20 protein-coding genes and 1 riboswitch are annotated in these 25,869 nt (G+C 57.3%); of the genes, 12 read left to right on the forward strand and 8 right to left on the reverse strand.

What is annotated here, in order from left to right; genetic code table 11:
- The first annotated feature begins 48 nt into the window (after positions 1-48).
- Complete coding sequence (locus OZX62_RS07560; protein WP_277175596.1) at positions 49-1,695, forward strand: zinc-dependent metalloprotease; 1,647 nt, start codon at positions 49-51, stop codon at positions 1,693-1,695.
- Positions 1,696-1,819: 124 nt separating this feature from the next.
- Here OZX62_RS07560 and OZX62_RS07565 read toward each other — a convergent pair whose 3' ends face one another.
- On the reverse strand, positions 1,820-3,325 hold the full coding sequence (locus OZX62_RS07565; protein WP_277177074.1) for an ATP-dependent helicase: 1,506 nt from the start codon (positions 3,323-3,325) through the stop codon (positions 1,820-1,822).
- Between the two features lie 111 nt (positions 3,326-3,436).
- Between OZX62_RS07565 and OZX62_RS07570 the strand changes: the two genes are divergently transcribed.
- Both OZX62_RS07570 and OZX62_RS07575 read left to right on the forward strand, forming a co-directional pair.
- The gene (locus OZX62_RS07570; protein WP_277175597.1) at positions 3,437-5,293 is read left to right on the forward strand and encodes a phosphotransferase; all 1,857 of its coding nucleotides are present in this window, start codon (positions 3,437-3,439) and stop codon (positions 5,291-5,293) included.
- A gap of 170 nt (positions 5,294-5,463) precedes the next feature.
- The gene (locus tag OZX62_RS07575) at positions 5,464-5,688 is read left to right on the forward strand and encodes a DUF3107 domain-containing protein (protein ID WP_277175598.1); all 225 of its coding nucleotides are present in this window, start codon (positions 5,464-5,466) and stop codon (positions 5,686-5,688) included.
- Between the two features lie 279 nt (positions 5,689-5,967).
- On the opposite strand, the gene OZX62_RS07580 is transcribed toward OZX62_RS07575, so the two are convergent.
- Positions 5,968-6,852, reverse strand: coding sequence for a PHP domain-containing protein (locus OZX62_RS07580; protein ID WP_277175599.1), 885 nt, complete (start codon positions 6,850-6,852; stop codon positions 5,968-5,970).
- 206 nt (positions 6,853-7,058) lie between these two features.
- Here OZX62_RS07580 and OZX62_RS07585 point away from each other — a divergent pair, with 206 nt between their 5' ends.
- Positions 7,059-7,631: a vitamin K epoxide reductase family protein gene (locus OZX62_RS07585; RefSeq protein ID WP_277177075.1), complete on the forward strand. Its 573-nt coding sequence runs from the start codon at positions 7,059-7,061 to the stop codon at positions 7,629-7,631.
- A 121-nt stretch (positions 7,632-7,752) separates the two neighbouring features.
- On the opposite strand, the gene dapF is transcribed toward OZX62_RS07585, so the two are convergent.
- Complete coding sequence (gene dapF / locus OZX62_RS07590; protein ID WP_277175600.1) at positions 7,753-8,658, reverse strand: diaminopimelate epimerase; 906 nt, start codon at positions 8,656-8,658, stop codon at positions 7,753-7,755.
- A gap of 237 nt (positions 8,659-8,895) precedes the next feature.
- Between dapF and murI the strand changes: the two genes are divergently transcribed.
- Positions 8,896-9,672, forward strand: coding sequence for a glutamate racemase (gene murI, locus OZX62_RS07595; protein ID WP_277175601.1), 777 nt, complete (start codon positions 8,896-8,898; stop codon positions 9,670-9,672).
- 175 nt (positions 9,673-9,847) lie between these two features.
- Positions 9,848-10,693 carry a patatin family protein gene (locus tag OZX62_RS07600; RefSeq protein ID WP_277175602.1) on the forward strand — a complete coding sequence of 282 codons (846 nt, stop codon included), beginning with the start codon at positions 9,848-9,850 and terminating at the stop codon, positions 10,691-10,693.
- A 280-nt stretch (positions 10,694-10,973) separates the two neighbouring features.
- Here the strand turns inward: OZX62_RS07600 and OZX62_RS07605 are convergent, their stop codons facing one another.
- The gene (locus OZX62_RS07605; protein WP_277175603.1) at positions 10,974-11,870 is read right to left on the reverse strand and encodes an SPFH domain-containing protein; all 897 of its coding nucleotides are present in this window, start codon (positions 11,868-11,870) and stop codon (positions 10,974-10,976) included.
- Positions 11,871-12,040: 170 nt separating this feature from the next.
- Positions 12,041-13,174 carry a CrcB family protein gene (locus tag OZX62_RS07610; protein WP_277175604.1) on the reverse strand — a complete coding sequence of 378 codons (1,134 nt, stop codon included), beginning with the start codon at positions 13,172-13,174 and terminating at the stop codon, positions 12,041-12,043.
- A 406-nt stretch (positions 13,175-13,580) separates the two neighbouring features.
- Between OZX62_RS07610 and OZX62_RS07615 the strand changes: the two genes are divergently transcribed.
- Positions 13,581-14,996 carry an FAD-dependent oxidoreductase gene (locus tag OZX62_RS07615; RefSeq protein WP_277175605.1) on the forward strand — a complete coding sequence of 472 codons (1,416 nt, stop codon included), beginning with the start codon at positions 13,581-13,583 and terminating at the stop codon, positions 14,994-14,996.
- A 12-nt stretch (positions 14,997-15,008) separates the two neighbouring features.
- Here the strand turns inward: OZX62_RS07615 and OZX62_RS07620 are convergent, their stop codons facing one another.
- A complete protein-coding gene (locus tag OZX62_RS07620) occupies positions 15,009-16,421 on the reverse strand; it encodes a PLP-dependent transferase (RefSeq protein WP_277175606.1) in 1,413 nt (470 codons plus the stop codon).
- 207 nt (positions 16,422-16,628) lie between these two features.
- Positions 16,629-19,511, reverse strand: a complete 2,883-nt coding sequence (locus OZX62_RS07625; RefSeq protein ID WP_277175607.1) for an ABC transporter ATP-binding protein/permease — start codon at positions 19,509-19,511, stop codon at positions 16,629-16,631.
- Positions 19,512-19,905: 394 nt separating this feature from the next.
- Here OZX62_RS07625 and OZX62_RS07630 point away from each other — a divergent pair, with 394 nt between their 5' ends.
- Both OZX62_RS07630 and OZX62_RS07635 read left to right on the forward strand, forming a co-directional pair.
- Positions 19,906-20,520, forward strand: a complete 615-nt coding sequence (locus OZX62_RS07630; protein WP_277175608.1) for an NAD(P)-binding domain-containing protein — start codon at positions 19,906-19,908, stop codon at positions 20,518-20,520.
- A gap of 230 nt (positions 20,521-20,750) precedes the next feature.
- Positions 20,751-21,380: an NAD(P)H-binding protein gene (locus tag OZX62_RS07635; protein WP_277175609.1), complete on the forward strand. Its 630-nt coding sequence runs from the start codon at positions 20,751-20,753 to the stop codon at positions 21,378-21,380.
- 110 nt (positions 21,381-21,490) lie between these two features.
- Here OZX62_RS07635 and OZX62_RS07640 read toward each other — a convergent pair whose 3' ends face one another.
- On the reverse strand, positions 21,491-22,561 hold the full coding sequence (locus OZX62_RS07640; RefSeq protein WP_277175610.1) for an acyltransferase family protein: 1,071 nt from the start codon (positions 22,559-22,561) through the stop codon (positions 21,491-21,493).
- Positions 22,562-22,798: 237 nt separating this feature from the next.
- Positions 22,799-22,920: riboswitch (TPP riboswitch) on the forward strand.
- Between OZX62_RS07640 and OZX62_RS07645 the strand changes: the two genes are divergently transcribed.
- The 3 genes from OZX62_RS07645 to OZX62_RS07655 all read left to right on the forward strand — a co-directional run bounded on the left by OZX62_RS07645 (position 22,912) and on the right by OZX62_RS07655 (position 25,847).
- Positions 22,912-23,841, forward strand: a complete 930-nt coding sequence (locus OZX62_RS07645; RefSeq protein WP_277175611.1) for a hydroxyethylthiazole kinase — start codon at positions 22,912-22,914, stop codon at positions 23,839-23,841. It overlaps the preceding riboswitch by 9 nt.
- 99 nt (positions 23,842-23,940) lie before the next feature.
- The gene (gene thiE, locus OZX62_RS07650; protein ID WP_277175612.1) at positions 23,941-24,681 is read left to right on the forward strand and encodes a thiamine phosphate synthase; all 741 of its coding nucleotides are present in this window, start codon (positions 23,941-23,943) and stop codon (positions 24,679-24,681) included.
- 191 nt (positions 24,682-24,872) lie between these two features.
- Positions 24,873-25,847: a hydroxymethylpyrimidine/phosphomethylpyrimidine kinase gene (locus OZX62_RS07655; protein WP_277175613.1), complete on the forward strand. Its 975-nt coding sequence runs from the start codon at positions 24,873-24,875 to the stop codon at positions 25,845-25,847.
- The last annotated feature ends 22 nt before the right edge of the window (positions 25,848-25,869 follow it).

Below are 25,869 nucleotides of genomic sequence, written 5' to 3' on the forward strand. Positions count from 1 at the left end.
CGGACTGTATATTGCTTGATAGGACTTCCAAGATAAAGGACGATACCGATGGACGAAAACGCGATTCACCAATGGCTGATCGACTGCTTCGGTCAGATGCAGGGCAACATGGCCTTCCAACAGTTGAGCGCGCTGCCTGACGCGGTCAAAGACCAGCTCCTCGGCCAGGATCCTTCCAAGCTGCCCAAGCCGGCCGAAGTGAAGGCGCTGATGAACGCGTTCACCACCAGCGGACTCAACACGATGGGCGATATGCAGCAGAGCGCCGACGAAGGTCCGGTCAACGTGAAGCTGGCGACCTCCCTGGCCCTGGCCATCGCCAACGACGAAGGCAGCGAACAGACCGTCACCGCAACCGAAGGCGAAGCCGTACGGCAGGCGATGAGCGAGGCGAATCTTTGGCTTGACACGGCCAGTGCGATTGATCCTGCTCCTGGCGAGCCACAGGTCTTCACCCGCGCCGATTGGGTCAATGCGACGGTCGATTCCTGGGCGAAATTCGCCAGCCCGGTCGAGCAGTCCATGAGCGATGCGCTCTCCAGCGTCATTTCCGAACGTTTCGGCGACGAGTTCGGCGAAGGGGAAATCGCGGGAGTTTTCGCAGGCCCGATTCCTGTGCCGATTCCCGACAATATGAAGGACCCGGCCAATCTCATCAAGATTCTAGGCAACACGGCTTTCTCCACGCAGTTGGGGCATGCGGCCGGCCAGCTTTCGCACGAGGTGCGCGGCAGCTTCGACCAAGGCATCGCTTTGCAAAAGAATCCGGCGGGGGCTTTGATCGCGCAGAACTCGATCGAATATGCCAAGACGCTGGAAATCGACCAGTCCGAGGTGTTGGCGTTCCTGGCACTTGAGGAAGTGGCTCACGCCCGCCTCTTCGCGCACGTGCCGTGGCTCATGCCGCGTTTCGAGGCGCTGATCGGCAAGTATGCGCGCGGTATCAATATCGATTTGGACGCGATGGAAGAGCAGCTACGCGACGCGACTTCGATGGATCCGGATTCGATTTCCGGTGCCGTGGACCTGACGAAAGTCGGCATCGCGGATACCCCGGAGCAGAAAGAGGCGCTCGAAAGCCTCGAAACGTTGCTGGCGCTGGTCGAAGGCTGGGTCGATGCAGTGACGTGGAAAGCCGGCGTGGCCCATCTTCCGCATATCGATCAGCTGCGCGAGATGGTGCGCCGCGAGCGCGCTGTCGGAGGTCCCGCGGAACGCACGTTCGAAAGCCTGCTCGGCATGGAACTGCGCCCGAAGCGCATGCGTGAGGCGGCTGATATCTGGGAGAAAATCGGCACCCAAGAAGGCGACGCGGCTCGTGACGAGAAGTGGTCGCACCCCGACCTGCTGCCGAAACTGCCGGATATCGACGGCCAGAAGGCTGAAATCGCCGACACGGAAACCCCCGAATCCGACAATGTCACGAATCCGGACGCGAATATCACCACGTTCGCCGCCGACGGCAGTGCCACCTCTTCATCCAAGCCCGGCATCGACTGGGACGCCGAACTCGAGAAGCTGCTCGACGCCCAAGGCGACGACGATGAAAACAATCAGGATGCTGGCGAGCACGGTAATGACGGCAACAACGATTCGTCGAAATCCGATGATTCCAAGACACCCGATAACGGCAATGACGCATCCGGTCAAGCCGACGGCAACCAGCCCAACGATGACAACAAACCGCAAAGCTGAAAAACAACGATAAAGGCAACAGAAAAGGCCGGTACCAACTTATCGAAAGTTGATAACGGCTTTTCTTATTGTCTTAGCAGCATTAATCAACGCCAAATCCCATAAGGACATCGAATCCTCGAATTCACCAGAAACGGCTCGGCGTGCGGGAGAAAGTGGAGGCGCCATCCTTGCTGCGCGCGTAGGAAAGGTGCAGCGAATCCTCGGCACGGGTGACAGCCACGTAGAAAAGCCGGCGTTCCTCTTCCAAAGCCTCCCCCGGCGCGGGAGAACCGTACGGCAGCAGCCCTTCCGAACAGCCGATGATGAAGACATGCTTGAATTCCAGGCCCTTCGCCGCGTGAATCGACGAGATCATGACGCCAGGCTCGCGCCTGCTTGCCAAAATTTCCATGGCTTCGCGGCGGCTCTCATTATTGTCTTCAAGCACCGTGTCCTGCCCGCTGGCATCGCGACGCGTACGATACGCAATCCCCTGTGCTTTCAAGGCCTTGCAGACCACCTGCTGCTGGGCGTTAAGCCGCGTCAACACCGCACATTGCGAAGGTTTCGCACCTTCGGCTATGAATTGAGCGATACGCTTGGCCACGCCTTGGGCCTCCTCTTCGTCGCTTTCGTATGCGGTTTTCACCACGCGCATGCCCTCGTCTTTGCTTCTTGCTGAAACCAGACGCAGGTATTGGTCTCGGTCGGGCGCGGCGGCGAGCACGCGGTTGGCCATCGAAACGACCTGAGGGGTGGAGCGGTAATCGGTATTGAGATTGACGTCAGCGGAAAGCTTACCGAACTCCCCCACGAAATTGAGCAGGTCGTAGCTCGAGGCCCCCGCGAAGGAATAAATCGTCTGGGCCGGGTCGCCCACCACGCACACGTTGCGGTTATCGCCTCCGAGCCACAGGTCCATCAGGCGGTGCTGCAGCGGCGAGACATCCTGGTATTCGTCGACGGTGAGCCAGCCGATGGACTGCCTGATCTGCGCGGCCTGTTCGTCGAAAGCCTCAAGCACGTGGCAGCACAAAAGCAGAATATCGTTGAAATCCATCTCGCCGCGCGAAGTTTTCTCTTGCTCGTAAGCGGTGTAAACGTCCGTGAAACGTTGCGGGGCCAGCTCTGCTGGAGGCAGGCGATGCGCGGCCGCGCAGACCCGCTCATAATCTTCCGGAGCAACGAGCGAGACCTTCGCCCAGTTGATTTCGGCAAGCAGATTACGCCTGGCGATTCCATCGTATTCGTCGGTTCCAGTGGCGCGTTTAAGCGCCCGGGCCATGATCTCCTGCGCATCTTCGATGACGTGCGGGAACGGGGCGACGCTCACGTCGTACCAAACGCGACGCAACTGGTGCAATGCGGCGGAATGGAAGGTGGCGGCGGTGACCTTGTCGCCCACGCCGAGCGCAGCCAGACGTTGCTTCATCTCGTCGGCGGCCTTCACCGAAAACGTCACCGCGAGCGCGCGACTTGCATCCCACTCGCCTTTGGCACACGCGTAGGCGATGCGCCGGGTGACGGTGCGCGTCTTGCCCGCGCCGGCTCCCGCGATGATGCGAACCGGGCCGTCGAGGGCCGTGGCGGCAGCACGTTGGGCGTCGTCAAGTCCTTCAAGCATTTCTTGGGCATCGCGGGTGGTCATATCTGTTATTGTGCCAGCCACACCCGATAGTCTTGCAATCCCTTGAAAGCGCGCAAACTCTAGGACATACGATGTATTAATCTGGTACATGTGACTTTACGAAGCAAGTTTATGCTGGCGGCCCTCGCCTCCGCCGCCATGCCGGAGACCTCCATGGCCGGGGTGTGCGAACACAACCGCAGCGACAAGGCCGACAACGCCGTCGGTATCGATTATGTCGTGGTGCAGGATACCGCAGGACGACGTTACGACGTCTTCGTTTCGAGCGAGCCGAAAGGCAAAAAGCTGCTCGCAGGGCGTGCGAAAGCCGCGAAAGTCCTCGCCAAATCCCATGAAATGAGCGGTTTGGGCTTCGCCGTGGACCGTGCGTTGGCGTTCAGCGCTGCTGGAACCGGCAGCCCGACCGGCAAGAATTCGGTATTGGTCACCCCCCATGTGGAAGGCGAGCCACGGCAGCTTGATTTGCTGACCATTCAGGACGCCGCAAGCGTTGGGACGGCCATCGGCGCCATTCATCGGCAGCGTACCGATTTTTTGACCGAGGCGAAATATCCGGCTTTCACCACCGGGCAGATTCGCGCCCAACTGACCGGCTGGATCAAACGTCTGCAGCAGGCTGGCCATGTGCCGCCCGCCATCACTTCCAGCTGGGCTAAAATCATCGAGACCGAAGGCCTTTGGTCTTTCTCCACCACGCTGACCCACGGAGGGTTCGCGGACGGCGATTTCCTCTTCACCGACTCCACCATCACACAAGTCGGCAACTGGCAGGATGTGCAGGTCAACGATCCAGCTCGCGACTTGGCATGGATATTCGCAAAAATGGATGAATCTCATCGCAACTCGTTGATGAACGCCTACGGCGCGATGATGGGCTCGCGCATCGACGACCTCATCCTGCTTCGCGCCAACCTTTGGCTGCAGATGGAGCAGGTAGGCGATTTCATCGAAGCGCTCGGGCGCGCGGACAATACCAAGATCCTGCAGTTCAAGGCGCAGGTGGAGCATCTGGCGCATCAGCTCACCGTCGTGGCCAACAAAGCCGCAGGCGCCGCCACCGCCGCTTCGGCGGTCGTTCCGCCGAAAGACGACAAAGTCTCTTCCGCTTCGGGGCGCAGGAATGCGCGACGTGCCGAAGAAGAAGAGGAAGACGACGACAAAACCGGTTCCGCCGAAGTCACCAAATTGGTGAACTTGAGCGACAGCACCGCGGATTGCCCGGTGCATTTCAAGCCCGCCACCTCAGACGTATCCGAAGATGACGACGATCGCACCGACGACAAGAAGCCCGTCGCGCAATCCAAGCCTCTCTATGCCAACATGCCCAATCCTTCCTCTTCCGCCACGCTTGTTTTAAGCGAAGCCGAGAAACAGGCCAGGGCCGAGGATGAGGGCATCGAAACCGATGCCGACGAGGCCTCAGAAAGTTCAGAACGCACCGAGCGTGCCGACAGCGAAAGCCGGTCCGGAGCAAAGCCGGAAGAGGACGAGGACGAAACCGGGGAACGCAAGGTTTCTTGGCACGTCCAGTATTCCGAAGAAGACGACGCCTATGGTGAGGCTGCGAAGAAGGGCAATGTCGACCGGGACGCGCCCACGACGCTGATTCCTCTGCTCGAGCAGGAGCAGCAAGCCTTGCACGACGCCGAGATGGGGCTTGAAGAAGTCGAGGAAAAGGCGGAGAAGGAACGCGCTGCTTCACGAACCAACATCAACGCCCAGAGCGAAGACGACGAAGATGGGTTGGATTCCGAAATCGTCAATGAACTCGATGACGCGGCCGAACAGGACGACGCGAGCAAGGACGATGATACGGAAGCCAAGGAAAGCGTATCTTCTGCCGTCGAAACCGATGACGCGGATTCCAGCGATGACAACGAGACCGACGATACCAACTCCGACATCTCCGACACCGCCAAAACCTCGCTCTCGAGCAAAGACGGCAAGGAACAAGACACTTCCGACTGAGGCAGAATCGGTTCCATCTCACCGATTTCGCCCACAGAGACGAAAGACGAAACCGATTCGGCCTGTTCCCCCGCCAGTGGACAAGCGCGCCAATCCTAGCCAGAAGCGTAATGACCAGCCTTCGGGCACAATAAAACCTAAGAACCATTCAAACACGAAAGAGGTAACACATGGATGTCGAACTCGGAATTCAGAACGTGGCACGTCCGGTCAATTTCACGACCGAGCAGAGCGCCGATGAAGTCAGCCGCGCCATTTCGGATGCAGTGACGAAGGGCGAACCAATCGATTTGGTCGACGACAAGGACCGCCACATCATGGTGCCAGCCGGCGCCTTGGGCTATGCCATCATCGGTTCGGAAACCAAACACGCCGTCGGCTTCGGAGCTCTTTAGACACACCAGCCGCAAATATATAATTACGCTTGCGGAATAATATTTATCGATAATGCCCAGCCTCTCGCGACACAATTCACGAGCTGGGTATTTTTCATTTTCCAAAGATGTTTTCTAGGCCAACCCGGCTATTTTCACAACGATATTGCATTGCCGAAATCAATTATCAGAATGGCGATTTACCGCCCAGAAAAGTTTCCGGTGAACACGCAGCAACAAGCCCAGAGCTTTGCCCAGTTCTGCCCGGCCCAGCTCAATTCAGTCCTACTTAGCCCAAGCTCAGGAAACCAGCGGAATGGCCCCGCGCTGCACAATTTGCGCCACGACGCTGTCAGCGGTCAGATTCTCCCCCAGCTTGTTGGGCTTGCCGTCCCCGTGCCAATCCGAACCACCCGTAACGAGCAGGCCAAGTTCGCGCGCAAGACCCAGCAGACGCTTGCGATCTTCGGCGCCATTGCCGCGATGCCAGACCTCAAGGCCACCCAGCCCCGCCGCGGCCAACTCACGAATCTGGAAGTCGGAAAGCAAAACCTTGTTGCGGCTGTAATCCGCAGGATGCGCAACGACACTCACCCCGCCGGCCTGCCGCACGACTTCAACGACCTGCAAAGCACTCGGCGAAGGCGTCGGTATGTAATACTTACTCGAAGAGGAAATAGCTCCGGCAAAGGCCTCGGAACGCGTGTGATAGAAACCCGCCGCCACCAGCGCATCGGCCATATGCGGCCTGCCCACCGTCGTCTCGTCGCCTTTTTTGGTTTGATTCATCACGTCGTTCCACGTAATAGGAAAATCCTTCGACAGACGCGATACCATGTGCTTCGCCCGCTCGATACGCGCCGCACGCGTGGAGGAAAACAGGTTCACAATACCCTCGTCTTGCGGGTCATACTGATAAGCCAGCATGTGCACCGAAACGCGATGGTCCTGAGCGGTGATCTCGCTGCCCCGCAGCAACGGAAAACCGCGACTCTCAGCGGCTTTTTGAGCATCACCCCATCCTGCGGTGGTATCATGGTCTGTGATTGCGATACCATGCAGGCCGTTAGCTTTTGCAAGGTCAACAAGTTCGGCAGGGGTCTTGGTACCATCGGAAAAGACCGTATGACAGTGAAGGTCCCAGCCGGAAACCGGACCGCAATCGTTATATTCGTCGCTAGTCATAGACCTATCGTAGGCCTATGAGCCCGACAGCCTATGGAATGTTAGGGGAAAAGAAAGCAGGGATATGCATGTCGACTAAACACAGCGCCGCCGCCGTGAGGAGCATGGAAAGTGGGCCGAGAGACCCGAACGGTCAGCTGCCCCCTAACTTGAACGAAAGCCGGGAACCCACCGGATTCTTCCACGGGCCCATCTGGAATTACGGCATGATGTGCTTGGGCGCAGGCGTCGGCCTGTTCGCCTCGCTGATGCTGGCCGCCGATACGCTGAAACTGGCGCGTAACCCCAACAAGGCGTTGGGTTGCGACGTGAACTCCGTGCTTTCCTGCTCCACCGTCGCCGAATCCTGGCAGGCTGAAATCATCAAGTTCGGCGGGCTCAGCTTCCCGAACGCGTTCTTCGGCATCTGCTTCTATTCCGTCTTCGTCACCGTAGCCGTGGTGGGCGCCTGCAACGTCAAGCTTCCCTACTGGTTCTCCATGGCAGCCTGGTGGGGCGGTGTGGCCGCGATTTCCTACGCTTACTGGCTGATGAGCCAGTCCATGTTCGTCATCAAGGCGCTTTGCCCCTGGTGCATGACCATGATGTTCGCCACGACGATTATGTTCATGGCGCTAACACATGCGACGGTTACGGTGCAGAAGATACCGCGGAAACACTGGCGCAAGGGGCTCAATACCTACTACCGCATGCGCTACGACTGGATGGTCAACATCGTCTGGATCTTCGCCATCATCGCGCTGATCTTCGTCAAGGAAGGCGCCGCGATCTTCGCCTGAGTGTTTGACAAACCTTTAAAAGAAACCCGCACGTTCGTCACGATAGACGGCCATGCGGGTTTCTTTGTTTGCTGCTGATAACGACACTGATCAGTCGTACGGATTGAGCCTTTACAACCACTTATTTCTCAAGCAGTTCGATTTTCGCCACGATGACCGCCGCACCGGTAAGCAGCACATCCTCATCGCTGACGTCGACATGCACCAGGCCGCCACGAATGCTGATATCCCAATGGCTCACACCGGTCTTCGCCCTCAACGTCACTGCCGTGGCGCCAAGTCCGGTACCGCAGGAAAGCGTTTCGCCACATCCTCGTTCGTTCACGCGCATGGTGGCACGGCCCGTGTCGGCGGCTTTGTCACAAGCGTCGATGCGTACAAATTCGGCGTTCTGGTCGGTCTCGATCATTGGGCTTACCACGGGCTTGACGATGAGGTTCAAATCCTCGACGGCAGGCAGTGCGGCCTTGCCATCCTCCAGAATGGAGACGACATGGGGATTGCCCATATCCACGAACGTTCCGGCAGCCTCACCGTCAGTTCCCGGAATAGTAACCTTGTAGGTATCCAACTCCCCGATTTTGCCGGCACCAAGACTCACTTGAAACACGTCGTCGCCGTAAGGCTCAAGCGCTCCCAGCGAGCGCAGTGTCTTGGCCCCGGCCCGTGTGCCGAGCTTGAAAGGCGCACCGCCGGGAACATCCGCTATACCGGCACGCTGAGCAAGCAACGTCGTCACCCGTGTCCCGTTGCCGCACATCTCCGCAAGAGTTCCGTCGGCATTGCGGTAATCCATGAACCAATCGGCCCCGCCCTCGCGGCATTGCTCGGCCGCAACTGCCGAAAGGTCGCTGACATATTCCGGCTTGGTCAGGCGGATCAGACCGTCGGCACCGATGCCGAAATGCCGGTCGCAGATATGGCGAACCTCGTCGGCAGTCGGCTCAAGCTTGCCCTCGAGGTCGATATAGATGACGAAATCGTTGCCGGTGCCATGCCCTTTATAGACGAATTGCGGAAGACTCATAACAGACAAGTCTACCTGCTCCCGCACCTCATGCCGAGAACCGAGATATAAAACAGCAATGAAAACAATAATAATAATTCGTAAGTAGATGGCTTTCGGATTACCGGTGGAACGAAATCACTTCAGTCGGCGCAGTTGCCTATCGTGTGGATGTTCGCTCAAGCCAGTACGATACAAGAGCAAAATCGCTAAGCTTACAATCAGACTGGTTGAAAAATCGCGGTGAAAGAGGACGGCATGGCATTAAACGCTCCCATTGGCGTGTTCGATTCGGGGCTGGGCGGCATCTCCGTTGTGCGCGAAATCCGCAGGGAAATGCCGAACGAACGCATCATCTATTTCGGCGACTCCGCCAACGCACCATACGGCACCAAAACCCCGGAAGAAGTGCGCAAACTTTCGTTTGATATCGTCGAGCGATTCGTCGCCATGGGCGTCAAGGCCATCGTCATTGCCTGCAACACCGCCACTTCAGCCGCCGTCAACGATCTGCGGGCCACCTACGACCTGCCTATCATCAGCATGGAACCGGCACTTAAAGTGGCCTGCGACCGAGGGCACGGAAAGCCACAGCAGGTCATCGTCGCCGCTACCCCATTGACACTGCGCGAGAAGAAATTCACCGCGTTGATGCAGCGTTTCAGCGCCACCAATACCATCTATCGCCAGCCTTGCCCCGACCTGGTGGAAATCGTGGAGCACGACCAACTTGAAGACCACAATCTCGTGATGCGTACGCTGCACCGTTATTTCGATAGCTACGACCTCGATACCATCGATTCGGTGGTGCTGGGCTGCACGCATTTCGTCTTCTATCGCGATTATTTCCGCGAGCTGCTCCCCGCCTCCACCGCCATCATCGACGGCAACGAAGGCACCGCCCACCGCCTGCACGACCTCCTCGCCGCCTCGGACGCCCTGGCTGCCCCCGATGCCCAAGGCAGCGTCACGCTCGAAAACTCTGACACGAGTGCCCGCATGGCCGTCCTGGCCGCCAAGCGCCTCAATGCGTAACTTTATCGGAGAAAACCGATCTCATAAACCCTTGCAGGCTTTCTTAGCCAATAAGAATTCGTCACCAAATCATCCTTTGTATGTCTTCAACCAGCATCGAAATAATGTCCGTAAGGCAGACGTATGCTCGGTTAACTATAGATAGTGACTTCGGCTCCAAAGGAAAGGTGAGACGATGACGAGAACTGCTTTGATCGATGTTGGCGGGGGCTTCCGTTCCATCTACGGCGCCGGTGTGATGGACCGGCTCATGGACTTGGGCATCACCGTTGACAAGTGCTACGGCGTCTCCGCAGGCAGCGCCAACATGATCTCCTACATTTCCGGCCAGCGCGGACGCACCCACAAGTTCTATACGGAATACGCCTTCCGCCCCGAATACGCGAGCGCCAACAACTTCTTCAAGCTGCACAATTACGCCAATCTGGACTATATCTACGGCACGCTTTCCAATTCGGACGGCGAATACCCGGTGGACTACCCCGCCTTCGCCGCCTCACCCATCGAATTCACCGTGGTGGCCTGCGACGCGCGCAACGGCTACGCCCGCTATTTCGACAAGTCGGATGTGCATCAAGACAATTACGACGTGATGAAGGCCTCCAGCGCGGTTCCGGTCGCCTGCGAACCGTATGTCGTTGACGGCATTCCCTATTACGACGGCGGCATCGCCGATCCGATTCCGGTGCAACTGGCAGCCGACGAGGGCTACGACCGCATCGTGCTCATCCTCACCCACCAGCGCGATTTCGTGCGCGAGGCCAAGAAGGACGCCGCTCCGGCCGCATTGCTGAAGCGCTCCTACCCCGCTGCCGCGGAACGGCTCAAGAATCGTTATCGTACTTACAACGAAGAGATGAAAGTGGCTGAGAAACTTGCCGCCGAAGGCAAGGTGCTGATTTTGGCGCCTGATGACCTGTGTGGCCTGGACACGTTGAGCAAGAACGCCGAGGGTTTGGAGAAGATGTATCAGAAGGGGCTCGACGCGGCCGAGGCCGTGCCGGAATTCCTCACGAACTAATCGGCCGTCGAAACTGGCTTCGTGACTGGTGCTGGGAAACGGACTCTTATCGCAATTGACATGCCGTTTACCAGCACCAAAGTGTCAAACTGCCGAAAAATAAGTGTTGGGCGGATTCCTCGGGTGAGTGAGGGGTCCGCCCAGCTTGTTGACACATCCTTGTGCCCTGGTCAAGCTGCCGGATTTGTTGGGCATCTTGGCCGGTACTGCTTAGTATAGTGGATACACCGTTTGCAACTCACCAGAAAATGGTCTGCCGATTAGCGTATCCGACCTATTTTTATTTCGCTTCGTTGGAAGTAACCATCGCCTTGGTGACCTCGTCGAAAAGCTGTTGGTAGCCGCCAGGCGTGGACGCCGGAAGCACGACCGTCTTGGCGTTTCCGGATTCGCTCAGCGAACGCATCACGTCGAGGTACTGGTTGAAAAGCACCACGTTGTTGACGTCGGTGATATCCATGCCCACGCCCTGCAGGCTCTTGATCTGGTCGACAATGCCGTTGGCAATCTCGCGGCGGTAATTGGCCTGGCCTTCGCCCTGCAGACGGGTCTTTTCGGCATCGGCGGTGGCTTGCGTCTCAATCTGGATGCGCTGAGCGTCAGCACGCTGACGGGTGGCTTCCTTCTCACGCTGGGCGGCGTTGATGGAGTCCATGGCGGTCTTCACAGCCGGGCTCGGGTCGATGGCGGTGATCAGTGTCTTGACGACGGTGAAGCCGAACTTCGCCATTTCTCCACCCACGGTCTTCTGCACGTCGGCGGCCACGTCGTCCTTCTTGGCGAAGGCATCATCGAGCGAAAGCGCAGGAATCGCGGAGCGCAAGGCATCCTCGACGTAGCTGCGCAGCTGGCCGGCCGGATCGCGAAGCTCATAGTAGGCGGTGGCCACGTTGTTGGGGTCCACGCGGAACTGGGTGGAGGCAACGACGGTGACGAAAACGTTGTCGAGCGTCTTGGTCTCGAGCTTGACGTTCAGCTGGTTGACACGCATGTTCGTCTTGGTGGCGATGCGGTCGACGTATGGAATCTTGAGATGGATGCCGGCCAGCTCGACTTTGAGGAACCTGCCAAAGCGTTCGATGACGTACGCCTGCTGCTGCGGCACCACGAAGATACCCGAGATAATCAACGCGATAATGATTACCAGAACGATAATCAGGAGGATAAGCCCTACCATGATATTCCCTTCAATCTCTTTTCTGTATGGATTACATCAAAACGATGCCCGTCAATCGTGCGTTTTCGCGATTTCCGGATACATCCTTTAGTCAAATCGTAGCAGAACCTCTGGTATCCATTCCCGATGAATACTGAGCGATACAGAAAATAGCCAGCGTCACGAGGCATTCAGACCATCATGCCGAGCATCAGCAACGCAAGAGAGACGACCATCATGCCCGCCGTGTGCACGAAAGCCCAGAGCAGCTTGCCGCCATTCACCAGTTTCGCGCCTTCTACGCTGGCGGTGCTGAAGGTCGAATAGCCTCCGAGGAAGCCAGACGCGAGCAGGTATTGCAAGGTCGTCAGGCCTACGTGCGTCGCACACCAACCGGCCACAAAACCCATGGCCAGGCAGGCGGTGAGGTTGACGACGATGGTGCCGCACGGGAAGGGGAGATGGATGCGGTTGTTGACCCACGCGTCGACGCCGTAGCGGGCGAACGCGCCCAAACCGCCGAGCAGCGAGGCCACAAGAAGCAGGCCAAGGGCGGCGATATCCTGCCGCCAATGCGGGTTGAGCAGCAACGCGGCGGCGGTCACGCAGGCGAAGAGCAAGAAGGTGACGCCTACCAACCGGCCGCGATTGGGCTCGGTTGACTCGATAGGTTCGGCTAACTTGATGGGTTCGGCTGGTTCAGCAAGATCAGCGGGTTCATCGGGCTTAACAGGTTTAACGGATTCACCAGATTCATCGGCATCAACCAATCCTGCCAAATCTCGAGAAGCGGCAGAAACGGAAGAAACGTACATTCCTACCCGGCTGTTCATCCCGTCAGAGCCATTGCCCTGATTCCCCTGGCTCTCGGCGGCATCAAGTTCCAGACCATTGCGCCGGGCACGGTGTTTGCCCACGGCCTTGCCGACGGCCAGGCCCAACATCGCGCAAAGAAGCCCGATAATAATACTGAAGAGCAGATACGCCACGGCGATTGCCGCCTCGCCGCCTTTGATGCGTTTGGCGACTTCGAGCATGAAGGTGCTATACGTGGTGTACCCACCGATCAGCCCGGTCCCGAGCCCGAGTCTGGTCACCCTCCACACGCCGATATCAGGACCGAGCGCGGCCATATATGCGGTGATGAATCCGAGCAGAAAAGCACCGGTGAGATTGATGGTTGTGGTCATCCACGGCCAGGTAACATCGGCCGGCTGCAACGCGCTCAACGCCAAACGTACCAAGGACCCGCAGGCCCCGCCGACAAACAGGCTCGCCGCGACCATCAGCGTGGAAACGGTGAAGGAACCCGACTTTCTTGCCATGACCCAATCCCCCATTCACCGGCAACATCCGATGCCGGATATATGCCAAGACCACCTGCAAGCCAATACATTATCCGAACCAACAAAAATAATCCGTCTATATGACAAATCGATTTATATATACAATAAATGTCAGAATATTGCATATTTATTTACATATTTGCATTTTCTTTTTGAAGAAAACTTTCTATGTTAAAGTCAAACCACAATTTCAGAATCTGCTGGCCTGTTTGATATTGTTGACTTACAGGTAAAAATTTCAAACCAAAATGGCACTTAAAACGTTTTAATAAACCTACGTTTACAAGGCATTCGTCGAGCCTTCTAGCTATGATATTAAGAAAGCCTAAGTTTTACCCCCTTTGGAGTACAACATGGCACATCGGAATTATCAGAGGGGATTTTCATGACTACAGTTGCTGTTATCGGATGCACGCACGCAGGCACGTTCGCCACCACTTCCATTCTTCGCAATCACCCTGATTGGACGGTTGATGTCTTCGAGAAGAACGATACCGTCTCCTTCCTCTCCTGCGGCATCGCCCTGTGGGCCGGCAACCATGTCAGCAGCACCGAAAAGATGTTCTACACCTCCCCCGAAGAGCTCGAAGAAACCGGGGCGAGCATGCATATGCGCACCGAGGTCACCGACATCGACGTCAAGGGCAAGAGGCTTAACGCCACCGATCTCGAAACCGGAAAGTCGAAGCAATACCGGTTCGACAAACTCGTCATTACCACGGGTTCCTCGCCGGCGGCTCCTTTCATCCAAGGACTGCGCGAGGCGCTCGACAACGGCCGCGCCATGTTGTGCAAGGACTTCAACGACGGCAAGCGCATCGTCGAACGTGCCAAGAAAATCAAATCGGTCGTGGTGGTCGGAGCCGGCTATATCGGCTGCGAGCTGGCCGAACAGCTGAGCACCCGCGACATCAAGGTGACGCTCGTCGACGCACTGCCGCATGTGCTCGACAACAATTACGACAAGTCGGTCACCGATCAGGCTGAGGCCGCATTCGAGGAGCATGGCGTGACACTGGCCATGAACCAGAAGGTCGTCGCCTTCCGTCCCGAAACCGGCAGCGACGGAGTGGCTGATTCCGGAGTCACCGTGGTCACCGAGCTTGGCGAATACACTGCGGATCTGGCCGTTATGGGCGCGGGTTTCGTACCGAACACCAGTCTGGTCGCCGCCCAGCTGCGCACATTGGGTTACGGCGCCATCATCGTCGACAAATACATGCGTGCCGCCACCCCCGAAAACGACGTCCTCGACGACGTCTTCGCCGCAGGAGATTGCGCGACCGTGCATTTCAACCCGACGAACACGGACGAATACCGCCCGCTGGCCACCAACGCCATCCGCGAGGCGATGCTGATTGGCGAGAACATCGACGAGCCCACCAAGACGTACGCGGGCACACAGGCCACCAGCGCCGTCCAGCTCTACGACCTGTCGATGTCTTCCAGCGGCATGACTCTGGATCTGGCCGACCGACGTCATATCGAAGCCGATTCCGTGACCATCCAGGAAAATTACCGTCCGGAATTCATGCTTTCCACCACCCCGGTGACCGCCACCATCGTCTACGACCGCGCGACCGGGCGCATCTTGGGCGCACAGTTCGCGGCGAAGCACGACATCTCGATGGCCGCGAACCTCATTTCTGTGGCCATTCAGGCAGGATTCACCGTCGACCAACTGGCCTCCACCGACATGCTCTTCCAGCCCAACTTCGACCAGCCAGTCAACTTCGTGAGTTCTTTGGCGATAACCGCTGCAGACAAGCGCAGCAAAGACCTTGAGGGCATTGAGGAATAGGATTATAGCCAGTCAGTACGCTTGGGCGATAACCCGGTCCAGATCGCCAATCAGATCTACCGGTTCTTCCAACCCGATGGAAAGCCGCAGCAAATGATCGTCGACGCCGGCGGCACGACGATAGTCTCCCGGAACCTCACGGTGGGTGATGCGTGCGGGATTGACGATCAACGAATGTGTGTCGCCAATATTGGGAACGTAGGAAAACACGCGCACGGCATTGACGACGCGATTGATATGCGATTCGTCGCCTTCCAGGCGGAATGAAAGCACAGGGCCGATGCCGTCCGGGAAATAGCGGTCGGCAAGCGGCTTGTCGGCGCTGGAATCGAGACCGGAGTAATTGACCTGGGTGATGTGTGGCACCGTCTCAAGATGACGCGCAATTTCAAGCGCGGTGTCGGTTTCGCGACGAAAACGCTGCGGAAGCGTCTCCAAACCGATCAGCTGCAGATAGGCGTTGGCCGGCGACATCACCGCGCCAAGGTTGTGCAGGTATTTGATGCGCACACGGCCGGCGAAAGCGGCATTGCCATAGGCTTCGCAGAAGCTCTTCCAGATGCCTTTTCTCTCGTCGCTGACCACCAGTTCCTTTTTCGTGAATTGCGGGAAACGTCCGTTGGCCCAGTCGAACTTGCCGGAATCGACGACCACCCCGCCCAAGGCGTTGCCGTGCCCGCTGATGCCCTTGGTCGTTGAGTGAACGACAACATCGGCACCGAACTCGATCGGGCGGAACAGGTACGGGGTCGGTACGGTGTTGTCGACGATGAGGGCGACGCCGTGGCGATGAAGCATGTCGGCGAGTGGCTTGATGTCGGTGATCTTGGTGGAGGGGTTGGCCACGGATTCGGCGAAAACGGCACGGGTCTCGGGCGTTATTTTCGATTCGACCTCGGCAATATCGTTGATATCCTCGACGAAATCGGTGTAGATACCAAACTGCGGAAAGAAACTTTCCATCGCATCGATGGAGGCACCGTAGAGGTCCTTCGGAGCGATGAGCCTGCCGCCGCCTTCCGCTGCACAGAGCAACGCGAACGAAACCGCAGCCATGCCCGAGGCCAACGCCACCGCCGAAACCCCACCTTCGAGGTCAGCCAAGCGGCGTTCCAGCGCATCGACCGTAGGATTGGCGCAACGTGAGTACGAGAATCCTTCGATTTCGCCGGAGGAAAGGCCGTCGCCGCGAACCGCGTCGTGCATGGCGAAAGCGGCGCTCTGATAGATCGGGATGCTCACCGAACCGTTGTGTTCGTAAGGATCATAGCCGGCGTGGACGGCACGGGTTTCGAAGCCTAGTCGTTCCTGCTGCTGCCGTTTCTTCCGCTTTACCGCTTGGAAATCAGCAGTCGGTGCATCGTTGGTTTGGCAATCCTCGGGCTTCGGACAGCCTGCCAAGCCGTTTTCGGTGTCACTGGACATAGTGCTCCCCCAATATTTTCGCTCTATCGAAACGTATTGGGCACTAGGTTACCGTGTCACGCCTTCGCCGCCACGCACCTTGCCATATCAAAAATCTATACAAGGTTCACGAGGCTACACGGCACAACAGAAACGGCTTGTCATGGAGATAAAACATATGCGCATACACCTTGGAGTGCATGCGCATATGCAGCAATTATGACTGGATTATTCCGTACGCAACGCGGTAGCCGGATCCTGCTTGGCAGCCTTGCGCGACGGAATCAACCCGCCAATTAATGTCAGCACCACCGAAAGGATAATGAGGATTATCGCTCCGGAAAGAGGCAGAGCGGCATTGACGCGGTTGGTACCCATGAAGTGGTGCATCACCGCATTGCCGGGAATGATGAGTAGCAGCGTCACCACGATGCCGATGACGCCGGCGCATAGCCCGATGATGCCTGTCTCGGCGTTGAAGACCGTGGAAACGTTGTGCTTCGAGGCGCCCATGGCGCGCAGGATGCCAATCTCCTTGGTGCGTTCGAGCACGGAAATGTAAGTGATGATGCCGATCATGATTGACGAGACCACCAGCGAGACCGCGACGAAAGCAATCAAGACGTAGGTGATGACGTTGATGATGGTGGTCACCGAGTTCATCATGAGGCCTGCGTAGTCGGTGTAGACGATGCGGTCCTTCTTTTTGGCGCCGTTGTTGTACTGCTTGATGGCATCCTCGATCTTGTTCTTCGCTTCGAAACTGTCGGCGTAGATCTTGATGGAGCTCGGTGCGTCGCGGCCGATGACGCCGAAATCGGCAAGATTGCCGTTGTAGGTGCCGGTGGAGACGTACTGGTTGTAAATCGAGACCAGCACGTTTTCGGGAGCCGTGGCAAGGTAGTTGCTGAAGGCCTGTGCCACCTGCTGCTCGCCCATTCCGGAGACTGCTTCCTGAGGATTGCTGGCGACGGCGGCATTGCCCGCTGCGGCCGCTGCGGCGTTGCGCTGTTGGGTCACTTCAGCCGACTGGTTGGAGCTCGCCGCACCCATGCCGCCAGGTGCTTGGGTCATCAGGCTTTTGGCCATATTCGCCTGCTCGGAGACCGGCAGTGATGCCACGTAGGCCTTGGCATTCGCCGCCTTGGTCGCGTCGTCGGAAGGCGCGAAGGTCATGCCGTTCAAGATGTTATGGTTCGGGTCGGCCTTCTGAGCGTTGACGATTTCGCTTGATTTGGCATAGTCAATCAAGGAATTGGTGAGCATGCGCGTATAGCCGATGCCCGGCGACAACGGCGTGGTCTTGGCGTTCGCGTCGGCACGGATGACACCCACGACCTTGAGCTTCACTGCAGCCTGCGAATCCATGAGCTTGCCGACCTGATCGGCGTCATTGCCCACGTATTTGAAGTGGCCGTCGGCACCCTTGACGTACTGGTCGGCTGCGGGAAGCAGCGTCAACGACTGGTTCATCGCCTTGGAATAATCAATGCGAGAGGTGTCGGTTTTAACCTTTTCGCCGCTGTTGAGCTTGTTCATCATATCGTTGTAATCTGCGCTTGGAAGCAGGCCAAGCTCGTAGACCTGGGTCAACGGAATCTGATTGTTCTTATCCAAAACAAGCACGACCTGATCGCTCGATTTCGGCCAATGCCCCTTGACCATCTGGTAGTTATCGGTGATCACCGAACTGATTGGCTGCTTGTCGGCATGCTCGCCCGGCATAATCTCCGAAAATGTGGACGGCGCCTTGTTGTTGTCGGTTTTGCCGGTAAGTTTGGAAATCTGCAGGGATTGCAGGCTTCCGAAGTCGTTGGAAGACGAGTTCAGCCCAGCGAACGTGCTGGCCGCAGACTGTGAAGCGACAGAGCTGCCACCGACCTTTACACCGTCCACATCCACGAGCGTGTCTTTCGAATCGTGGGTGAACACGGAGAACTTCGGCGAATAGGAATATTGGATGCCGACGTCGCCGACATATTTGCGCACGTCGTTGCCGGGTTTGTCAAGATACGTCTTGAACGGGCTCAGATTGTTGCTGGTGATGCCGTTGGTCACCGACGCGGCGCCCTTGACGCTTGAATCATCGGGATAGATACCGTTGCGCGGCTTCGCCTTTTCCTTGGAATCGGCCGCAGCCTGCGCGGTGTCCATGATCTTGTTCATATCGAAGGTCTGTTCATTGATCTCAATGGGGTACGAGGTCAACGTTTCTTTCTGGATATCGGCGATATAGCGGTTCACGCCGGTCGAAACCGAAAGAATCAGCGCGATGCCGATAATGCCAATCGAGCCTGCAAACGAGGTCAGGATGGTACGGGCCTTCTTGCTTTTGAGATTGTTGAAGCTCAGCGCGACCGCGGTGGCGAACGACATCGAAGCCTTGCCCATCGTGCGGTGCACAGCGGGTTTCTCATCAACCATTTCCTCGGGTTCGACGGGTCTGGAATCGCCTCGAATCACGCCGTCCTTGAGCTCGACGATACGGTTGGCGTATTGGTGGGCGAGGTCGGGGTTGTGCGTGACCATGACGACCAGGCGGTCCTTCGCCACCTCTTTGAGCAGGTCCATGATCTGCACAGAAGTCTCGGAATCGAGCGCACCCGTCGGCTCGTCGGCAAGTACGATGCTCGGGTCGTTGACCAGCGCGCGGGCGATGGCGACGCGCTGCATCTGGCCGCCGGAAAGCTGATTCGGCTTCTTGTTGACGTGCTCGCCCAAACCGACCTTTTGCAAAGCCTCTTCCGCACGTTTGCGGCGGTCGGCGCGCGAGACGCCCGAGATGGTCAGCGCCAGCTCGACGTTGGAAAGAATGGTCTGGTGCGGAATGAGGTTATAGCTCTGAAAGACAAAGCCGACCGTGTGGTTGCGGTAGGAGTCCCAGTCGCGGTCCTTGTATTTCTTGGTCGACGTTCCGTTAATCACCAAATCGCCGGAATCGTAACGGTCGAGCCCACCGATGATGTTCAGAAGTGTGGTCTTGCCCGAACCGGACGGCCCCAGAATCGCGACGAACTCGTTGTCGCGCAAGGTAAGGCTCACATGATCCAGCGCCTGCTGAACGAAATCGCCCGTCTTATACTGCTTGCTGATGTCTTTGATCTGTAGCACGAATTCCCTGCCTGCCTAATTGTCGCGTCTCTCGCCACACCAAAACTCGGTTCTGCCACTCTACCCCAACGCACACCCGTGCCAACCTCTATCAGACGCCTTTGGCGAACTTCAACAGCTGCACACTGACAACTTCAAAAAGGGCACCTGTATTCAGCGAAATATCTAAAGCAAGTTTAGTGACACAACTGTTTATTGACGAATATTATCGACTATTTTCACCATTTAATTAGTCTCTTTACACCAAATTTCCCATATCTCTAAGCGTTGAAAGTAACTCCCGTTTTTCCGAACCGTTCTTCGGTAGAGTGAAAACCACAGTGTATGACATGATTTCGATCTAAACGGGACCATTGCAGCACTTCACTAAGCCTTCAAAAGGAAAGAGCACATCATGACAAGCATCACCGTTTTCGGATCAGGACACATCGGCGCGGCGGTCGCCGGCATCGGCGTCGCGGCGGGAGCCGACGTACAGGTTATCGACCGCGACAAGGCCAAGGCCGCAGCCATTCCGGGCGTCACGCCTGCAGCGTGGAGCGAGGAAATCACCGGCGACATCGTCATTCTGGCACTGCCTTACCCGGCCGAAGCGAGCGTGGTAGCAGAATACGGCAAGCAGCTCGCGGGCAAGGTGGTCGTGGACCCGAGCAATCCCGTCGATTTCAGCACCATGGACCTGGCTCTGCCGCAAGGTGTGCATTCGGCAGCCGAAGAACTGGCTTCCAAGCTACCGAATTCCAAGGTCGTCAAAGCGTTCAACACCGACTTTGCCGCAACGCTGGCCAGCGGAACCAACGACGGTGCGCCGACCACCGTGATGGCGGCTTCCGACAGCGAGGAAGCGAAGAAGGCGCTGCAAGCCGTCGTCGAAGGCGCGGATCTGCGCTTCGTGGACGCCGGTCCGCTCAAGCGTGCCTCCTACATGGAGGGCTTCGGCGCGCTACAGATGGTGCTGGCCATGAACGGCGGCACGCAGTGGACCAGCGGTTTCAAAGTCGTCAAGTAATATGGAGCGGCTTATCGTCAAGGGATAATTCCAGCGATTATTCCTTGACATTGCCATGAACTTCAACGATACTTAACCATGCCCGAATCGCAAACGCATTTAGGGCATCTTGGTATCTGCACGAACACCAAAGTCAATTCCGCTTCGGCAATGGCACAAACCGATAAGGCAGTAGAGTCATCAGCTTTATATCAACAACCAACCAATAATTCCAACGAAAAGAAGAATCTATGAGCAAGAAAATCGCAGTGGTCGCCGCCAATGGCAAGTCCGGACGTCTGATCGTCGAAGAGGCCGTCAACCGTGGCATGGATGTCACCGCCATCGTGCGAGGCGAGAACAAAACCAAAGCACAACACGCCATCATCAAGGACCTCTATGATCTGACGGCCGCCGACCTCACCGGTTTCGACGCCGTGGTGGACGCGTTCGGCATCTTCGACCCTGCCAAGCTCGATGAGCACAGCACTTCGCTGAAGCACCTGGCCGACGCCCTGTCCGGAAGCAACACCCGGCTGCTGGTGGTCGGCGGCACGGGAAGCCTCTACACCGACAAAGCCCATACCAAGCAGCTTTCCGACTCGTTCCCCGACAACATCAAGGGTGTGCCGCTGGCGATGGGTAAGGCGCTGGATGCACTGCGCAAGCGCGACGACGTGCATTGGACCTACGTGAGCCCTGCCAGCGATTTCCAGGCCGATGGCCCACGCACCGGCAAGTACGTTCTGGCCGGCGAGGAATACACCACCGACAAGGACGGCAAAAGCGCCATCAGCTACGCCGATTACGCGGTGGCGATGGTCGACGAAATCGATGCGGACAAGCCGCACGACCACGAGCGCATTTCCGTGCGCTGGTAATCCAATCGCCGATACCGGTATCAGAGCATATGGCCGGCAACCATCGAGACTGATCGCGTGCCGGCAATCTCGCTGATACCAGCCTTTCATAGACCGTCTGTGGCTTAGCCTCAGGCGGTTTGTTCTTTAAGCGCGGCTGTTTTCTTGTCTTTAAGCAGCGTTGGGAAGAAGACAGAATTGATTGCGGGAATGCGATAGAGCACCACTGCAATTACGGCAATCAGCACGCATTTGACGGCAAAAATAAAGAACGGTTCAAGCTGATAGCCGATGGCCGGCTGGGTCTTGCTCATGATGGTGACCCATGGCAAAACGTCGTTTTCCAGCAGATGCGCGCAGAAAATCGCCAAAGTATATCGTCCGACGAATGACAGTGCCTTGCCAATGGGAGCCGCCCAGCGGTCAATCGCCATGGAAATGCCGACGATGCAGGCAGTGCCGCCAACAGAACCGATAATGGAAAGGGCCGGGGTATTGCCAAAGGCATTGGTCGCCAAGCCGAACGAGCTGAATTTCCACATGGCCAGGCCCCATGGAATTACCGCCACGATCCACAGATAAGGCCTGCGACGCAGCAGACCCATTACATTAAAACGCTTCGCCAGGCAACCAAGATAAACGAACAACGCCGAGGTCAAGCCCGCTTGAACACTGAGCGGCAACCAAACATAACGCGATGAAACATATCCAAGCGCAAAGAAACCGATAACCCACAAGGGCGTGGCAGGCAAGCGGTAGGCAATATGGACCAGCAAATGGGCCCAAAACAGCGCCAGGAGAAACCAAATGGCTCCGATGCTTCTGGACATGGGTATCAGCGCGTTGCTGACATCAGCACCGGAACCGTACAGTGCCGCGACAAACCAAGTGCCCGTAACATGGGCCGCATCATGGTGCAGGGCCAAGGCGAGCAAGGCGTGAAGGACCACCACGGCTGCAGCGGTCAGCACATAGGTGAACAGCAGCTCATGGGATTCCTTGCGCCAGGCGAACGGGTGGTCGGGATGCATGAAATAGCCCGACAATATGAAAAACAGCGGCATGTGGAACGAGAAACAGAAGACATAAATCAGCCGGGCCGCCTCGCTCATCGGGACGACCATCAGCACGCTGTGGCCGAGAACCACACAAATCATGGCGATACCTTTGGCGATGTCGAAATACCGTATCCTCGAAGCCATAGACGAATCTCCCGGAACGCAATGAATCAGAGCAGCAACCGTCCAAGTATATCGCTATGCCTTGCGTTCGTTTCTATGACGGGGATGGAGACGCGACTTAACCTTTTCGCAACTCCCTTATGCAAACCGTGTCAAGTTTACCGGATTATTGACTAAAATAGCCGTCGCAACAACTACCCTATGCCAGCTGTGTCGAGATGGAAACGGCTTGTCCAATGAAGCGCATAGCGTCGTGGATTGTAAGTGCAGGGGAACCTGCGGGCCCGTTTCGGCGGGCGCGCAAGTTGAGACGAGCACAACGCTCGACCCTTGGAACCTGTTGGTTAATACCATCGTAGGGAGACGCGAATATGGTCAATGACGCATACTCATCAGCAAATAACAACCTCAGCAATCTGAACGATTTGGCGACGGACGATCCGTTGCGTACAAGCATCCGCAAGGCCGCGCAGACCGTACGGGACACCACGCCTTTGGCGCAGTCCTTCACCAATTTCGTCACCATCAACCTCGTGGCCAACGCGCAACTGGCGGCGGGCGGCACGGCAGCGATGAGCTTCTTGCCCGACGACATCGCCGACGGCGAGGTGGCCAGCGGCGCCAGCTATATCAACGTCGGCACGCTGCTGCCGTTCTACGAGGACGCACTCGAGGAAATCGCCAGGCATTTCCACGCGGACCATCACCGCTGGGTGCTCGATCCCGTGGCCGCAGGGCTTGGAACGACCCGCACCGATATCCTGAAATCGTTCAAGGCGGCACCGCCCACCATCATTCGCGGCAACGCTTCGGAAATCATCAAGCTGCGCGAGATGTGGGAGCTGCCGTTGGATGAAAATGAGAAGGATTCCGGCAAATCCAAGAAATCCAGCGGACCTGTCGGCGTGGAATCAGCCGATGACGTCGAGGCCGCGGAAGCCTCCGCACGAGTTTTGGCCCGGTTCATCGCCAAGGGCGACGCGAAGCGCCAGGGTGCTGTGGCCGTTTCCGGCGAAACCGACCTCGTTACCGACGGAGAACACACCTATCGTCTGCCCGGCGGCAGCGCGATGATGACCAAAATCACCGGTGCCGGCTGCTCGCTGGGCGGCGTGGTCGCAACCTATCTGGCCGTCGCAGACCCGCTGACCGCCGCCGTCGCCGCGAGCGCGCTCTACAACCGTGCCAGCGAAACCGGCGAGACCAATTCGCACGGCCCGGGTTCCTTCCAGGTCGCGTTCCTTGACGGACTCTGGTCGACCACCCCCGACCAGATCGCCGCTTCGCCGATTTTGGCCTGAATATCCTGTTTTGGCGCAATCTGACATCATGATGCGCTTACGCCAATCACACAATCTTTATAGACGCAAATATTGATTATTTACAGAATCGAGTCCATCTTGACTACAACCAATTCGACATCATCCCCGTCCATGCGCGACCACTTTGACCTGAGCTCATATCTCGTGCTCGGCCCGGCGGACACCAAATCGCGACCCGTTCCCGACATCGTGCGGCAGACACTGGCCGGCGGCATCACCTTCGTCCAGATTCGCGTCAAGCCAGGTGACGCCAGGGACATCACCGAAATCGCACGGCAAACCGCCGACGTCATTGCACAGGCCGGTGCGTCCGACTCCGTGCCGTTGGTCATCGATGACCGTGCGGACGTGGCCTGGCAGTGCCGCGACATGGGTATCAAGGTCGACGGCGTGCATATCGGACAGGATGACATGAACCCGGTTGAGGCACGAAAGCTGCTCGGCCCAGACGCCATCATCGGACTGAGCTGCAAGGTACTCGACGAGGTGAAAGCCGCCAACGCCCTGCCCGCCGGCACTATCGACTACATCGGCGCGGGCCCTCTGCATCCCAGCACCACCAAGCCTGACTGCATCGTCATCGGAGCCGACCACAAGCGCCACACGCAGGACACGGAATCCATCAACGCCTTGTGCACCGAGTCTCACTACCCCATCGTCGTGGGTGGCGGCGTAAAGCTTGAGGATCTGCCGGATTTGGCGCAGACCGAGGCGGCAGGCTGGTTCGTGGTCTCCGCCATCGCAGGGGCCGACGACCCGCAAGCCGCCACCAAGGCCATGGTGGACTCGTGGAACGCCGCACGCGCAAAGCGTGGCTGAAACAAGCGAGATGATCTCACGAATCACCCTTATCGCTTTATAGTGAACCAAGCGAAATAACCTTGAGAGAACACCATAAAGCGATAAGAAGCATTCGATTGAGAGATTTAAGTCTCGTAAATCAAGAGCATGGCGTGTAGATGACTAAAGCACAGGAGATACGCTTCAGACAGATGACAAGCAGACAATCAATGAACGATTCAGCAAAGCCCACGGCTGTCCAGCCATATAGGCTGCCGGTAGTTCTGTCCATCGCGGGCAGCGACTCGTCCGGCGGGGCCGGAATTCAGGCCGACCTTAAGACGTTCATGGCTTGCGGCGTTTACGGGATGAGTGCCATCACCTCGTTGACCGCTCAGAATACGACCGGCGTACGCGCTTCCGCGGCAACATCTCCGGACATGCTGGCTGCACAGATTGATGCCGTATTTGAGGATATCCGACCCGACGCCGTCAAAATCGGCATGGTTCCTGATGCCGAACTCATCGAGATCATTGCTGATCGGCTTTCGCATTATCACGCAAGCAATATTGTGGTCGACCCGGTGATGATTGCTTCCAGCGGCGACCGGCTGAGCAGTAAAAGTGCAGTTGACACGCTGTGTACGCAGTTGCTTTCGTTGGTTACTTTGGTCACGCCCAATATTCCCGAAGCCGAGGTATTGGCAAACTTCGACGCGGAACGCATTCATAGCAAAGACCCGACTTCTCAAGCTACACAGACAGATACAAGCACCGAAGCGATGAACAGTGAAGCTGAATATACAGATGATAACCACCGAGACATCACGACCGACACCAGACCAATCAGAATTACCAGCGATGCAAGCACCGTCGAAGTCGCGCAACGCATCACGGAATGTTGCGGAGGTTGCGCAGTGCTTGTCAAAGGCGGACATGGACACGACGGCGCCAATGACCTGTTATTAGACAACGGACAAATCACCTGGTTCCGCCATGAACGCATCGCCAATCCCAATACCCACGGTACAGGTTGCACACTTTCCAGCGCCATCGCCGCTGGCCTTGCGAAAGGCCAATCGCTTGCTGAAGCTGTACAAAACGGCAAAGACTATCTCACCGGTTGCATCGCTGCCGGTCTCGACCTCGGAGCAGGCTCTGGACCAATGGACCATGCTTGGGCTTGGCGCAGTGACAAAAATTAGACAGAGTGTTTTTAATGACAAT

The organism is Bifidobacterium sp. ESL0690, assembly GCF_029392315.1.
GTDB lineage: Bacteria > Actinomycetota > Actinomycetes > Actinomycetales > Bifidobacteriaceae > Bifidobacterium.